The 14898-nt window shown below is 65.2% G+C and carries 12 protein-coding genes; 6 read left to right on the top strand and 6 right to left on the bottom strand.

From position 1 onward, the window contains the following. Positions 1-7 precede the first annotated feature (7 nt). Positions 8-2569 carry an aminopeptidase N gene (pepN, locus tag Q0C42_RS18265; protein WP_295079334.1) on the top strand — a complete coding sequence of 854 codons (2562 nt, stop codon included), beginning with the start codon at positions 8-10 and terminating at the stop codon, positions 2567-2569. A gap of 107 nt (positions 2570-2676) precedes the next feature. On the opposite strand, the gene Q0C42_RS18270 is transcribed toward pepN, so the two are convergent. After that, on the bottom strand, positions 2677-3270 hold the full coding sequence (locus Q0C42_RS18270; protein ID WP_295079336.1) for a transglycosylase SLT domain-containing protein: 594 nt from the start codon (positions 3268-3270) through the stop codon (positions 2677-2679). Positions 3271-3370: 100 nt separating this feature from the next. On the opposite strand from Q0C42_RS18270, the gene Q0C42_RS18275 reads away from it, so the two are divergent. From Q0C42_RS18275 to Q0C42_RS18285, 3 genes are all read left to right on the top strand, one after another. Next, entirely contained in the window at positions 3371-4576 is a 1206-nt protein-coding gene (locus Q0C42_RS18275) for a hypothetical protein (RefSeq protein WP_295079339.1), read from the top strand. Between the two features lie 67 nt (positions 4577-4643). Further along, a complete protein-coding gene (gene gatB / locus Q0C42_RS18280) occupies positions 4644-6155 on the top strand; it encodes an Asp-tRNA(Asn)/Glu-tRNA(Gln) amidotransferase subunit GatB (protein ID WP_295079341.1) in 1512 nt (503 codons plus the stop codon). A gap of 165 nt (positions 6156-6320) precedes the next feature. Beyond that, positions 6321-6701: a DUF4177 domain-containing protein gene (locus tag Q0C42_RS18285; protein WP_295079344.1), complete on the top strand. Its 381-nt coding sequence runs from the start codon at positions 6321-6323 to the stop codon at positions 6699-6701. Here Q0C42_RS18285 and Q0C42_RS18290 read toward each other — a convergent pair whose 3' ends face one another. The 4 genes from Q0C42_RS18290 to Q0C42_RS18305 all read right to left on the bottom strand — a co-directional run bounded on the left by Q0C42_RS18290 (position 6702) and on the right by Q0C42_RS18305 (position 12431). Next, the gene (locus Q0C42_RS18290; RefSeq protein WP_295079347.1) at positions 6702-7802 is read right to left on the bottom strand and encodes a pyridoxal phosphate-dependent aminotransferase; all 1101 of its coding nucleotides are present in this window, start codon (positions 7800-7802) and stop codon (positions 6702-6704) included. Positions 7803-7936: 134 nt separating this feature from the next. Beyond that, complete coding sequence (locus tag Q0C42_RS18295) at positions 7937-11098, bottom strand: valine--tRNA ligase (RefSeq protein WP_295079350.1); 3162 nt, start codon at positions 11096-11098, stop codon at positions 7937-7939. Between the two features lie 62 nt (positions 11099-11160). Beyond that, positions 11161-11988 carry a hypothetical protein gene (locus Q0C42_RS18300; RefSeq protein ID WP_295079353.1) on the bottom strand — a complete coding sequence of 276 codons (828 nt, stop codon included), beginning with the start codon at positions 11986-11988 and terminating at the stop codon, positions 11161-11163. Continuing rightward, positions 11985-12431, bottom strand: coding sequence for an ABA4-like family protein (locus tag Q0C42_RS18305; RefSeq protein ID WP_295079356.1), 447 nt, complete (start codon positions 12429-12431; stop codon positions 11985-11987). Before Q0C42_RS18305 ends, Q0C42_RS18300 begins: the two co-directional genes overlap by 4 nt. 94 nt (positions 12432-12525) lie before the next feature. Here Q0C42_RS18305 and Q0C42_RS18310 point away from each other — a divergent pair, with 94 nt between their 5' ends. After that, positions 12526-13155: a TetR/AcrR family transcriptional regulator gene (locus Q0C42_RS18310; RefSeq protein WP_295079359.1), complete on the top strand. Its 630-nt coding sequence runs from the start codon at positions 12526-12528 to the stop codon at positions 13153-13155. Here the strand turns inward: Q0C42_RS18310 and Q0C42_RS18315 are convergent. Beyond that, entirely contained in the window at positions 13152-13607 is a 456-nt protein-coding gene (locus tag Q0C42_RS18315; RefSeq protein ID WP_295079362.1) for an Lrp/AsnC family transcriptional regulator, read from the bottom strand. The genes Q0C42_RS18310 and Q0C42_RS18315 overlap by 4 nt on opposite strands. A 138-nt stretch (positions 13608-13745) precedes the next feature. Here Q0C42_RS18315 and hppD point away from each other — a divergent pair, with 138 nt between their 5' ends. Further along, positions 13746-14837 carry a 4-hydroxyphenylpyruvate dioxygenase gene (gene hppD / locus Q0C42_RS18320; protein WP_295079365.1) on the top strand — a complete coding sequence of 364 codons (1092 nt, stop codon included), beginning with the start codon at positions 13746-13748 and terminating at the stop codon, positions 14835-14837. Positions 14838-14898: the final 61 nt, after the last annotated feature.

A 14898-nucleotide genomic window follows, 5' to 3' on the forward strand; every position in this document is an offset into this window, starting at 1 on the left:
GCGCCCAATGACCGAGCAGAAGACCGTCCATCTTTCCGACTACCAACCCTTCACCCACCTGCTCGAAAGCGTGGACCTGACCTTCCGGCTTGCTCCTTCGGCGACGCGTGTGTCGACCCGGCTTCAGCTTCGCCCGAACCCGCAGCGCCCCGGACGCCATGACCTGCGCCTGGATGGCGAGGGGCTGACGCTGATCTCCTGCACGGTCAACGGCGCACCAGTGACGCCCACGGTGGACGACCAGTCCCTGACCCTCGCCGCCAAGGACCTGCCCGACGCCCCGTTCACGCTGGAAACCGAAGTCGAAATCGCACCCGAGGCGAACACCGCCCTTGAAGGCCTTTACATGTCCAAGGGCATGTACTGCACCCAGTGCGAGGCCGAGGGCTTTCGCAAGATCACCTACTACCCCGATCGCCCCGACGTCATGTCCCGCTTCAAGGTGCGGATCGAATCCGACCTGCCGATCCTCTTGTCCAACGGCAATCCCACCGGGCAGGGCAAAGGCTGGGCCGAGTGGGACGATCCCTGGCCGAAGCCCGCCTACCTCTTCGCCCTCGTGGCAGGCGACCTGCGTGCCCATTCCGCCAAGTTCACCACGGCCTCGGGTCGCCCGGTCGACCTGAACATCTGGGTCCGACCGGGCGATGAGGACCGCTGCGCCTATGCGATGGACAGCCTGATCCGCTCGATGCGCTGGGATGAACAGGTTTACGGCCGGGAGTACGATCTGGACGTCTTCAACATCGTCGCCGTCGATGACTTCAACATGGGAGCGATGGAGAACAAGGGGCTGAACATCTTCAACTCCCGCTACGTCCTCGCCTCGCCCGAAACCGCCACCGACGACGACTATTATCGGATCGAGGCGATCATCGCCCATGAATACTTCCACAACTGGACCGGCAACCGCATCACCTGCCGCGACTGGTTCCAGCTGTGCCTCAAGGAAGGCCTGACCGTCTTCCGCGACCACCAGTTTTCCGGCGACATGCGGTCGGCGGCAGTCCGTCGGATCGAGGATGTCGTCACCCTGCGCAGCCGCCAGTTCCGCGAGGATGACGGTCCGCTGGCCCACCCAGTGCGTCCCGAAAGCTTCATCGAGATCAACAACTTCTACACCGCCACCGTCTACGAGAAGGGGGCCGAGGTCATCGGGATGCTCAAGTCGCTGGTCGGCGACGGCGCCTACAAGCGCGCGCTCGACCTTTACTTCGACCGCCACGATGGGGATGCGGCCACCATCGAGGACTGGCTCAGGGTCTTCGAGGATGTGACCGACCGCGACCTGTCCCAGTTCAAGCTCTGGTATTCCGAAGCCGGCACCCCCCGCCTGAAAGTCGAGGAGGGCTGGGACGAAGGCGTCTATACGCTGACGTTCACCCAGAAAAACCCGCCGACGCCGGGCCAGCCGGAAAAGCAGCCCAAGGTCATTCCGATCAAGGTGGGCCTTCTGAACCCCAATGGCGATGAAGTCGTGCCGACGATCATGCTGGAGATGACCCGCGCCAGGCAGTCCTTCCGCTTTGACGGGCTGGCGGCCAAGCCCGTGCCCTCCATCCTCCGCGGGTTCTCGGCACCGGTGGTGCTGGACCGCAAGCCTGTGCCCGGGGAACGCGCCTTTCTTCTGGCCCACGACACCGACCCGTTCAACAAGTGGGAAGCAGGCCGGGCGCTGGCCAAGGAAGTCATGGCCGAAATGGCGCTGAAAGGCACGCCGGTGCGGCCCGACTGGCTGGATGCACTTGCCGCCGTCACCTTCGACGCCACCCTTGATCCCGCCTTCCGCGCGCTTTGCCTGCGATTGCCGGGCGAAGATGACATTGCCCAGACCATCCACGCGATGGGCCGTATTCCGGACCCCGCCAAGATCCACGCCGCCCGGCGCGAGATGGCAGGGGCGCTGTCGATCCGGCTTGGGGACGGAGTATCCAGGCTTTACAAAGAGCTGGATGACAACGCGCCCTTCTCGCCCTCGGCCGCCCAGGCCGGCCGCCGGGCTTTGAAGATTGCAGCCCTCCAGCTTCTGACGCGCCGTGACGGTGGCAAGCTCGCCGCCTCGGCCTTTGCCCGCGCTCGCAGCATGACCGAAGAGATCGGTGCTCTGGCGGCCCTGCTTGATGTCCATCAGGGCCAGCCGGAACTGACCAGCTTTGCCGCGCGCTGGGCCCGGGATCCGAACGTGATGGACAAGTGGTACGCGCTTCAGATCGTCACGGCCGAACCCGGCGACGCCGCCGCCGTTGCTGCCCGACTGATCCAGACGCCCGGCTTCGACTGGAAGAACCCCAACCGCTTCCGCACGATCATCGGGGCGCTGGCTGCCAACCACGCCGCCTTCCACCACCGCTCGGGCTCAGGATACCAGTTCGTTGCCGACTGGCTATTGAAGCTTGATCCCCTGAACCCGCAGACCTCGGCCCGCGTCTCCACCGCGTTCGAGACCTGGCCCCGCTATGATGCGGTGCGGCGCAAGCGCGCAAGGAAGGAACTGGAACGGATGCTGGCGGTCCCCGATCTATCGGGCGACCTTCGTGAGATGGTGGAGCGAATGCTGTCGGCAGGCTGACTTGGCAGCACGGCACGGAAGCTGCGCGCCGCTGATGTCCAAGGGGCCAGCAGTGAGGATGCGCATCGACTCGCCGGATCGCCCGGCGTTCAAGGATCAGTCAGGCGTTACGAGGCCTTGCAATAGGGCTGCTGACGGGTCCACTCGGCCATTGCCGACCGCTTCTCGCTGGACCGCAGGGGTGCCCAGTCGCGACCGATGCCGCGGTTGCCGCCACCAGCCACCAGCCCGTCCTTGGCCACTTGCGTCGACATGATCTCGACCGCGCATTCCAGGTTCTGCTCGCCGTCCTTCAGCGCGTTCACCGAAGTGGCCTCGCAGCCGTAGTTCGCTGCCGAACGCGGGTCGATCTGCATCAGTCCGATCCAGCGCCCACCGCCGCCCGAGGCGCGTTCGTTCCATGTGCTTTCGTACTTGGCCACGGCCGACAGAAGGCCCGCCCAGAATGCGCGGCGCTCTTCGACCGAGGCTTCGGCATAGCCGGGGCACCAGGTTTCGATGTCGGCAGGCACGCGTTCGGACAGAACCTGATCCTTGCTTGACAGCGCCGTCAGCGTTGATTCGGTCCATTCATTGGCCTCGGGGTGGTGGTCCCACTGCATCGGAGGCGCGATGAAGGACATCGCCTCATCGGGTTTGGTCTGGACACATCCGACCAGCGAAGCAGTTGCCAGTACACCGAAAATCACACGCAGAAGCATTACGAGGTCACCTGAAGATCACTGCATTTCCATTTTTCCGCCCTGATCATTGGTCACTTTTAACCTTGAACGGGCGAAACCAGCCCGGAGGGGCGAGTCGATGCTAGTTACACCGTCGTTGTTGCACGTGAAAACCCGCACAGGCCGCAGTCAGCAAGAAGACGCCGTCCTCTTGCGGCTTCAGGCTGGCTCGACCCTGGACATGCTGGACGGATTGACCGCCGATCAGGTGCTTTCGCGGATCGATGTGCCGGTGATGCGCGCGGGACCGGAAAAGACCGAATGGCAATGCGTCCGCGACGATCACGCCGCGATGGCCGCCGCGGGGGAATGGACGGACCTTCTGGAAGCCCTGCGCTACACCGACCAGGAGCGGGTGATGGCCTCGGGCGGGCGGCGCGTGGCACCCCTGATCAGCGACGGGATGCGGGCGGGCCTTTCCAGCGCGATCTCGCATGGCGACTGGGTGGCCGCACGGGCCGAACTGGCGGTGCTGGAAGACGTCTACGACCGCAATTCCGAGGACTACTGTGCCGCACAGGTATTGGCACAGGCCCATGTCGATCTGGCCAACGCCAAACGCAACCCGACGGCGGCCTCGCTGTCGCGTGACGCCTGGGCCGAGGCCGCGGCGCATTTTGTGGCGGCTGAGGACCTGGTGACCCTCTTCGACCCCATCGAGGAGATGTCGCCGCTTCTGGCCGCGACCCGCTATGCTCTGGTCCCGGGGATCGAGGATGGCGGCGCTGTCTGCCGCGAATGGTACGAAGACTGGGTCGATCTTGACCCCGAGGATGCAGCCGTCCACGCCGCGCATGCGGTGAACATGCTGCCGGGCTGGTACGGCTCGCTGTCGGCTTTCGAACGCGAGGCCCGCCGCGCGGTCCGGTTGACCGAAGGCCTGACCGGCAAGTCCGCCTACGCCATCTACCACATCGCCGCGATCGAGACGTTCGGTGACCTGTCACCGACCCTTGACCATGAGTACTTCTTCGAAGCTTTGGCCGACTATCAGTCCGCGACGGGCTGCCAGGTTCGGGCCAATGTCGCGGCGCATCTTCTGTCCGGCATGGCGATGGGCTTCCGCAAGGCAGGACCCACCGCCGCCTGGCACCTGACAAAGACCCGCGCCGCGCTGTCCGATGTGTTGTGGAACCGTCTGCGCGAAATCCAGCTGGACTGCTGGGACACCGGCAACCAGGCCCTCGCTTTCGCGATGGCCGAAGTCTTCGGGCCCGCCCTGAAACGCGGTGCGCGGATCGTGCGGCGCGGTGACGGCCTCGGCACTCTCGTCCGCAGAACCTGACGACCCGACCCCTTGCCCTGTCGGTCCTTGCGGCCTAAACCGCCTCAAGACCACTCGGAGGCACTCCATGCTCGACCTGACCTATACCGCGCCAACACCCAAGGTGATTGCCGGGGCAAAGCATGACTGGGAACTGGTCATCGGCATGGAGATCCACGCCCAGGTGTCCTCGAATGCCAAGCTCTTCTCCGGCGCTTCGACGACCTTTGGCGCAGAACCCAACTCCAACGTCGCCTTCGTCGACGCCGCGATGCCGGGGATGCTGCCGGTGATCAACGAATTCTGCGTCGAACAGGCGGTCCGCACCGGGCTGGGGCTGAAGGCGCAGATCAACCTGACCTCCGCCTTCGACCGGAAGAACTACTTTTACCCGGACCTGCCGCAGGGCTATCAGATTTCCCAGCTTTACCACCCCATCGTGGGCGAGGGCGAAGTGCTGGTCGAACTCGCTCCCGGCATCGCCCGCCTCGTCCGGATCGAACGCATCCACCTGGAACAGGATGCCGGGAAATCGATCCATGACATGGACCCGGCCCTGTCCTTCGTCGACTTCAACCGCACCGGCGTCGCGCTGATGGAGATCGTCTCCCGCCCCGACATCCGGGGACCCGAGGAAGCGGCCGCCTACGTGACCAAGCTCCGCCAGATCCTGCGCTATCTTGGTACCTGCGATGGTAACATGCAGAACGGCAACCTGCGCGCCGACGTGAACGTCTCGGTCTGCCGTCCGGGCCAGTACGAGAAGTATCAGGCCACGCAGGACTTTTTGCATCTCGGCACCCGCTGCGAGATCAAGAACATGAACTCAATGCGCTTCATCCAGCTGGCGATCGACTACGAGGCCCGCCGCCAGATCTCCATCCTGGAAGATGGCGGCAAGGTCGTGCAGGAAACCCGGCTTTACGATCCCGACAAGAATGAGACCCGCTCGATGCGGTCCAAGGAAGAGGCCCACGATTACCGCTACTTCCCCGACCCCGACCTTCTACCGCTGGAAATCGAGCAGGCCTGGGTCGACGACATCCACGCCCGCATGCCCGAGCTTCCCGATGCCAAGAAGGCCCGCTTCATGGCCGACTACGGCCTGACCGACTATGACGCCAACGTCCTGACCGCCGAACTTGATAGTGGCCGTTACTTCGACGACGTCGCCAAGGGCCGCGACGGCAAGATGGCGGCGAACTGGGTCATCAATGAACTTTTCGGCCGCCTGAAGAAGGAAGGCCACGACATCACCGCAAGTCCGGTTTCGGCCGAGCAACTGGGCGGGATCATCGACCTGATTGCGGCTGGCACGATCAGCGGCAAGATGGCCAAGGACCTGTTCGAGATCGTCTATACCGAAGGCGGCGACCCGGCCCAGATTGCCGAGGCGCGGGGCATGAAGCAGGTCACCGACACCGGCGCCATCGAGGCGGCCGTGGATGAGATCATCGCCGCGAACCCGGAACAGGTGGAAAAAGCCAAGGCAAACCCCAAGCTTGCGGGCTGGTTTACCGGCCAGGTGATCAAGGCTTCGGGCGGCAAGGCCAACCCTGCCACGGTCAACGCGCTCGTGGCGGCGAAACTGGGACTCTGACTCCGGGGGGCCAAGACTTTTCGAGAAGTCCTGCAAGATCTTTCGAAGGATTTTGACCCGACCTGTTTTTCAACTGGCGCGCTTTTGCCGGCAAAAGTCTTGGTGATTTGCGCTATGCGTCGGAATCTCCTATCACTTCCGCAATTCGTGCCTGGGAGCAACCCGATGCAGCGTTTCGAGTTCAAAGTCATTCCGGCCCCCAAGCGGGGCGAAAAGGCGCGGGGGGTCAAGACCACCGAAGACCGCTTTGCCTATGCGCTGACCACGCTGATGAATCAGCTCGGGGACGAGGGCTGGGACTATGTCCGCGCCGACTCGCTGCCCTGCGAAGAGCGGTCCGGGTTCACCGGGACCAAGACCACCTTCCAGAATGTTCTCGTCTTCCGTCGGGCCGTTGAGGTGAGTGCAATGGAAGCTCTGCAGGCGTCGCGCCTTCTCTTGCAACAGCCAGTGCCGACCACTCCGCGCCTTGGCCCGGCCGAGGCACCCACACCGGGCAATGCCCCTGCGGTCGGTCCGGCGAAATCCGACCTCGCGGCCGAGTGATCAGCCGGCCGCAACCAGAGCCTGTGGCAAGGTTTCTTCAAGGATATCCATCGTCTGGTCATCCCCCAGGCTGATGCGGATGCAACGATCAAGCGGGGCCACCCCCGGCATGCGGATGAACACGCCGCGGCTGCCCAGTTCGGTCAGAACCTTCCGCGCATGGTCAACGTCCCGCCCGCACTCGATGGTGACGAAATTGGTGGCCGAGGGCAGGGGGCGCAAGCCGTTCGCCCGGGCGATGGCCGAAAGCCGGTCCCGCGCTTTGACCGTCCGGTCCTGCACAGTTTTCAGCCAACCCTGATCCCTCAGCGCCGCCAGCGCCCCCGCCTGGCTGATCCGGCTCATCCCGAAATGATCGCGCACCTTGTCGAAAGCCAGTGCCAGATCGGGGTTGGTGATCGCGTAGCCGACCCGGGCCCCGGCCAGCCCGTAGCCTTTGGAAAACGTGCGCATGCGGATCACCTGCGGATGGTCGGCCGGGATGGTCGGGACCGTGCCTGCGGGCGCGAGGTCGGCGTAAGCCTCGTCCAGGATCAGGAGCGTGTGGTCGGGCAGGTTCGCCACCATGTCCTCGACGACCGAGGCGGGGTGGTGGCTGCCCATCGGGTTGTCGGGGTTGGCCAGGTAGATCAGTTTCGCGCCGGTGGATCGGGCGGCTGCAAGCAGGGCGTCGGGGTCCTCGTGGTCGCCCTTGTAGGGGACGCGGGTCAGCAGGCCGCCGTAGCCTGCGACGTGGAAATTGAAGGTCGGGTAGGCTCCGAGGGAGGTCACGACCGGGGTGCCCGGCTCCAGCGTCAGGCGGCAGATCAGGCCGAGGAGGCCGTCGATGCCGGGACCGACCGCGATATGGGCCGGGGGCACGCCGTGGTGGGCGGCGAGGGCCTGCTTGAGGTCGTGGTTCTCCGGGTCGCCGTACATCCAGGCCTCGCTTGCAGCCGCCTTCATCGCGGCGACGGCGCGGGGGGAGGGGCCGAAGAGGCTTTCGTTCGCGCCGAGGCGGCCACGGAAGGGGGTGCCGGAGCGGCGCTCCAGCGTCTCGGGGCCGGTGAAGGGGACGGTAGAGGGGAGCTGGGCGGCGTGGGGGGTCAGGAAGCGGGTCATGGCGGCAGGCTGGCACGGGTCAGGGCGGCAGGCAAGGGGGCTGCCCGCGCGTGGACACTTGCTGAGCCCAAGCCTTTTCAAGGGCTTGGCTGCGGGCGTTCAGGAATCGTTAACCGGTGGATGCAACGGGCCGGTCAGCCAAGGTCGGCCAACCGGACCAGTGCGGCGCGAATCTTCGCCGCTTCATCCTCGCGCGCTTCCAGGTTCGAGGTCGCTTCCATCACCACATCCTCGGGCGCGGACTTGACGAAGTTCGGGTTGTCGAGCCGCCCTTTCAGCCCGCCGATCTCTTTGCCCAGCTTGTCCAGCGCCTTTTGCAGGCGGGATTTCTCCTCGGCAATGTCGATCAGGCCTTGCAGCGGGATCGCGAAGGCAGCGCCCTCGGCCGCCACGGCGATGGAGCCCTTGGGGGCCGGGCCTTCGGTGACCTGGTCGATCCGCGCCAGCCGCTTGATCAGCGTCTCGTTCCTCTGGAAAGCTTGCCGCGCGGCGTCGGTCAGGCTGGTCGCCACGAGGTCGGCTTTCAGGCCCACCGGCACATGCACCTGTGCGCGGGCCGAGCGGATGTCGTCGATGAGGGTGGTCGCGAAGGACATTTCCTGCGCGGCCTCGGCGTCGATCAGGCTTTGCGGTAGGTCCGGCCAGTCGGTATGGACCAGCAGCTTTTCGCGTTTGCCGGTCGTGCCCCACAGCTCTTCGGTGATGAAGGGCATGAAGGGGTGGAGGAGGATCATCGACTGGTCGAGGACCCAGGCCATGGTCTGGCGCGTCTCGGCGGCATCGGGGCCGTCGAACAGGGGTTTGGCAAACTCGACATACCAGTCGCAGACCTTGCCCCAGACGAACTTGTAAAGCGCGTCGGCGGCGGTGTCGAAGCGGAAGGCCTCCAAGGCCTCGTTGACCTCGGCAAGGGTGCGGGCGGTTTCGCCGATGATCCACTTGTTGGCGGTGGCCTTGGGCTGGGGCGCGGGGCCGGTCGCGTGACCCTCCCAGACCCCGTTCATCTCGGCAAAGCGGCAGGCGTTCCAGAGCTTGGTGCCGAAGTTCCGGTAGCCCGCGATGCGCTGGGTATCCAGCTTCAGCACGCCGCCGAGGGAGGCCATCGCCGCATTGGCAAACCGCAGCGCGTCGGCACCGTATTCGTCGATGATCTCCAACGGGTCGATGACGTTGCCGAGGGATTTCGACATCTTCTTGCCCTTGGCGTCGCGGACGAGGCCGTGCAGGTAGACGGTGTGGAACGGAATGTCGTTCACCACGGCCAGCTGCATCATCATCATCCGGGCGACCCAGAAGAACAGGATATCCTGCCCGGTGACGAGGACCGAGGTGGGGAAGTATTTCTGCAGCTCCGGCGTGGGCTCCGGCCAGCCGAGCGTGCCGATCGGCCAGAGGCCGGAGGAGAACCAGGTGTCCAGGACATCCTCGTCGCGCCAGATCGGATAGACCAGTTTCGTCGGGTCCTGTTCCGTCCCGTAGGCTGCCAGCGCGGCCGCCAAGGCCTCCACCGCCGCTTCCCGGTCGGCGACTTCCACCACCCGGGCGTGGTTGAGAGGATGGGGCAGGGCGGCCAGCGTATCGCGGAAGCTTTCGCTCACCGTCGCAAAGTCAGCCGCACAATGGTAGGTCGCATCGCGCGACACATAGCCGCCGTCGCCCAGGACGCGGAGGATTTCCACCTCGTCGAGCGCCTCGTCGCCCTCATCATCTCGGAAGCCTGGGGCCGACAGGTCCAGTCCGTACCAGACCGGAATCTGATGCCCCCACCAAAGCTGGCGGCTGATGCACCAGGGTTCGATGTTTTCCAGCCAGTGGTAATAGGTCTTCTCGCCCGACGGCGGGATGATCTTCGTCCGGCCCGTCCGCACCGCCTCCAGGGCCGGTTCCACGATCTTCGCGGTGTCGACGAACCACTGGTCGGTCAGCATCGGCTCGATCACCACTTTGGAGCGGTCGCCGAAGGGCTGCATGATCGGCTTGGACTCGACGTAAGGCACCAGTTCCAGGTGTTCGGCCCCGGTTTCCTTGTCGACGGATTTCTTCAGCGTGGTGACCGCCAGCCCCTCGGCCGTGATCGCCTCGACCACGCGCTTGCGGGCCTCATAGCGGTCAAGGCCGCGGAGGTCGTCGGGGACGAGGTTCAGGGCGTCGATCTCGGATTCCGAGAGGGTGAAGGGCTGCTCGGCGATGCCGGGCGTCGCATAGCCCTTGGCGACCAGCCAGGCGCGGGACATTTGACCGGCGATCTTGGCGGCTTCGGCATAAGGCACTCCATCCGCCCGCATCTGGGCCCGGGTGTCGAGCAGGCGGTAGCAGGGGATATCGCCGCGCTTGGCCACCGCGTAGTCGTTGAAGTCATGCGCGCCGGTGATCTTGACGGCACCGGAGCCGAAACTGGGGTCCGGGTATTCGTCGGTGATGATCGGGATCAGGCGGCGGTGCTCTTTCGGCCCCACCGGAATTTCGCAGAGTTTCCCGACGATTGGCGCGTAGCGTTCATCCGATGGATGAACCGCGACCGCCCCGTCGCCCAGCATGGTTTCGGGGCGCGTTGTGGCGATGGAGATGTAATCCCGGGTCTCTCTCAGGGTCACGCGGCCCTCGGCGTCCTTCTCGACGTATTCGTAGGTCTGGCCGCCCGCGAGCGGGTATTTGAAGTGCCACATGTGGCCGGGGACTTCGGTGTTCTCGACCTCAAGGTCCGAGATTGCGGTCTCAAAGTGCGGGTCCCAGTTCACGAGGCGCTTGCCGCGATAGATCAGGCCCTTGTCGTAGAGGTCGACGAAGACCTTGATGACGGCGTCATGGAAGTTGCCGTCCTCACCCTCTGGCGCGCCGGGAGCGCCGGACATGGTGAAGGCCTCACGGTCCCAGTCGCAGGAAGCGCCGAGGCGCTGGAGCTGACCGATGATCGTGCCGCGCGACTTCTGCTTCTGCTGCCAGACACGGGCGAGGAACTTATCGCGCCCCATCGTGCGGCGGTCGGGCTCCTGGCTCAAAGCCATCTCGCGTTCGGTCACCATCTGGGTCGCGATCCCGGCGTGGTCGGTGCCGGGCTGCCAGAGCGTGTCGTCGCCCATCATCCGGTGCCAGCGGGTCAGGATGTCCTGCAGCGTGTTGTTGAAGGCGTGGCCCATGTGCAGCGAGCCGGTGACGTTCGGCGGCGGGATCATCACGGAAAACGCCGGGTGGCCGGGCTTGGCATTGGCCCCGGCCGCGAAGGCCTTCTGGTCAAGCCAGAGCTTCGAGATCCGCGCCTCGGCCTCGGCGGCGTTGAAGGTCTTTTCCATCGGCATCTTGGGCGTCCCTTGTCTGTCGCGCGGTGTGTAGCGCGCGACAGGGGCGAGGAAAAGCCGGATCAGCCGAGGAAGGGCAGGAAGGGCTGGCCTTGCAGCGCCTGGACGAAGGTGAAGATCACCAGCGCGGCGAAGGCGGCGGCGGCGAGCCAGACAAGGCGGGTGGCGCGGGCCGGGGCCAGCCAGACCGCCAGCAGGCCCGCGACGGGAACGAAGTGCAGCGCGTGGGTCGCAAGGAAGTGGGCGACGCGGAGGTCTCCGGCATCGCGGGACCAGCCCATGATCCAGAGCGTGCGGGTCGAGGTGCCGACGAAGTGGGTGCCGCTGTTGGAGAGATAGCCCGCGACGGGGATGGTCAGGACGAAGGTCAGGATCAGGCCGAAGGCGATGGCGAGGTGGAGCGCGGGATGAAGGCTGGACGCCCGGTTGCGCAGGACCGAGATGCCCATGACCAGGCTGGCCGAGGTGAGAAGGACGGCGAAAAGGCCCATCAGCGGGTAGACTGCGGTGAAGGCCGGGATCGTGGTGTTGAAATGCGAGGCGGTGTTCAGCATCGCGGCGGAGGAGAGCCACACCACCTCGCCCAGGATCGCGACGACCACCGCAGCCGTGAACCAGCGCCAGGGGCGGCCCAGTCGGGTCTGGAGCGGCATGTAGCGGGCGAAGAAGGCGAGGGAGACCGAGTAGACGCCAAGCGCATAGTGGAACTTGATCGGCTTCATCCAGGGGCTTTCGTCCTGAAAGACCCGCAGGTCCAGCCACATGGCGGCGTAAAGCGGGAGAAGACCGAGGGCGAGCAGGATGGCAAGCAGCGTGTAGGCGGGGGCGTCGCTGGCGATGCGGTTGAGGTCGGGGAGCGTGGCGCGGGGGGTGGCAAGGGACAGGGTCATGCGGGGACTTTCGTCATCTGAGCCCGGGCGGCGAAGGCGGCGCGCAGGGCGGTGAAGGCCAGGAACCCGGCAGGGCCGAAGAGAAAGGTCGGGACTAGGCAGGGCAGGACAAGAAGGTGGGGGATGCCTTCGGCCCGGGCGGTGCGGGTGATCCAGGCGCCGACGAAGAGGTCGAAGGCGAGGTAGTGGACCCAGCCTGCCAGGGCGATGGAGGGGTCGGTGAACAGCGCCATCACATTGGCAAGCGAATCAAAGCCGCCGGGGGCCGTAGACCAGTGGACCAAAATCAGGGCGGTGTAGCCGACCGACAAAAGCGCCGGGATCACCAGCGCCGCGACGGCATCGGCAAGGCGCGGTGCGAGGGGGGCGAAGGCCAGAGACAGCCAGCCCAGAATGGCCAGGGGACCAGTCAGCTGAAACAGGGCATGGGGGTCGGGTGTCATGGCGGCTCCTATCTTGACAGTGTAAGGATATGGGTCCGTCGCAACCTGTCAAGCAGAATTTGACAGTGACAAGATCGCGCTGTATTTGTAAGGAATGAGTGCAACGCCCCCTCGGCTCTGCGACGGCCCGACGTCGCAAACCACTGTGCCGCGACCGTATCACCACGGCGATCTGCGTGCGGCATTGCTGCAGGCCGCGGAAGAGGAGCTGGCCGAGCGCGGGATGGAAGCTTTTTCCCTGCGCTCGGTGGCAAAGCGGGCAGGGGTCAGCCATGCCGCTCCGGCCCACCACTTCGGCGATGCGCAGGGACTGCTGACCGCCTTGGCCGCCGATGCGTTCCGGCAGTTCCTGGCCGCGCAAGCCGCGCGGGAGGCGGCGGCAGAGACCGATCCCGCATCGCAACTGGTGGCGGCGGGCATGGGCTATGTGGACTTCGCGATAGCCCGCCCAACCCTGTTCCGGCTGATGTGGCAGTCAGACCGTCCGGATTTCGACGTGCCCGACCTTGGATTGGCGGCCCGGGCGGCGTTCCAGCACCTGGTGGATCAGGTCGCGGCGGCGGGCGGGCGAAGCACGGCGGACGAGGCGGCGGTCTGGGCCCTGGCGCACGGGCTGGCCGACCTTTTGGCGTCGAACCGGCTGCGCGGCGTCGGATCGCTTGATCCCCAGGCCCGCGACGTGATGGTGGCCAGCATCATCCGCCGCGCTTTGCCGGGCGCCTAGACCGGCAACCCCGCATCGGGCTTTGGCTGCGCCATCACGATCTGGCTTTGCACCCGCGCGACGGCGGGGTTCGGCAAAAGCCGGTGGTGTATCAGATCGTTCAGCGCCGGCAGATCGGCGCACCAGACCCGCAGAAGGTAATCCGCCTCTCCGGTCAGGGTCCAGCAGGCCACGACCTCGGGAAGGGTGGCGACCAGCCGCAGGAACTCGCGCGCCGTGTCGGGCGAATGGGCGGCCATCTGGACCTGGACGAAGGCCTGCACCGTCAGCCCCAGCTTCTGCGGCGACAGCCGGGCCCGGTAGCCGGTTATCAGCCCGTCTGCCTCCAGTTTCGCGCGGCGGCGGGCGGCCTGACTGGCGGAAAGGTGCAGAAGCTGGCCCAGCTCTTGCGCAGTGACCTGCGCATCGGCCTGCACGGCAGCCAGAAGACGTGAATCGGTTTCATCGATCATGCGCGGTTCTCGCGTGCTTTCACGGAATACCACAGGAATGACGCACCAATCCTAGAAAGCAAGCCGAAAGATGCGCGCCATCTGCGGGACCAGCGTGGCATTCTATACCCAAGCCGCTTTCACCAAAGGAAACGTCACATGGGTCCCTTTCCGCACAACGCCCCGCGCGCCGTGATTTCGCCCGAAAACCCCGCCGGGACCGACGGTTTCGAGTTTGTCGAGTTCGCCCACCCGAACCCGGACGAGTTGCGCGCGCTTTTCGCGCGGATGGGCTACCAGCTTGCGGCCCGCCACAAGACCAAGGCGATCGAGCTTTGGCAGCAGGGCGACATCACCTACATCCTGAACGACGAACCCGGCAGCCACGCCCGCAACTTCGTGGACCAGCACGGCCCCTGTGCCCCATCGATGGGGTGGCGGGTGGCCGATGCGGCACATGCCTTCGCGCACGCTGTGAGGAATGGCGCGGAACCTTTTGACGGGCCAGAGAAAACTCTGGACCTTCCCGCCATCAAGGGCATCGGCGGATCGTTGATCTACTTCACCGACCGCTATGGCGACGACACCCCTTATGACGGGTTCGACTGGCTGACCGCCCCCAAGCCGAAAGGCGTGGGTTTTCACTACCTTGATCACCTGACCCACAACGTCCATCGCGGCAATATGGACACCTGGTTCGACTTTTACGGTCGGCTTTTCAACTTTCACCAGATCCGCTTCTTCGACATCGAGGGGAAGTTCACCGGCCTGCATTCCCGTGCGCTGACCTCGCCCTGCGGCCGCATCCGCATCCCGATCAACGAGGACAGGGGCGAGACCGGGCAGATCGTCGAGTACCTGAAACGCTACAAGGGCGAGGGCATCCAGCACATCGCCGTCGGCACCGATGACATCTATGCGGCGACCGACGCCATTGCGGCGGCCGGGCTGAAGTTCATGCCGAAGCCGCCGATGGTCTATTACGAATTGTCGAAGACCCGGGTTGCGGGTCACCAGGAGCCGATCGAGAAGCTTGCAAAGCACGGCATCCTGATCGACGGCGAGGGCGTGGTCGACGGCGGCGAGACGAAGATCCTGCTGCAGATATTCTCGAAAACCGTGATCGGCCCGATCTTCTTCGAGTTCATCCAGCGCAAGGGCGACGAAGGCTTTGGCGAAGGCAACTTCCGGGCGCTGTTCGAATCGATCGAACAGGACCAGATCGACCGGGGGGTGCTGAAGGCGTCCTAGCCTTGGTCAAACGTGTTGACCGCCACGACGACGGTCTGCGAGCGTTTGCGCTTGCCGTCCG

Source organism: Tabrizicola sp. (assembly GCF_022842145.1).
Taxonomy (GTDB): Bacteria; Pseudomonadota; Alphaproteobacteria; order Rhodobacterales; family Rhodobacteraceae; genus Tabrizicola.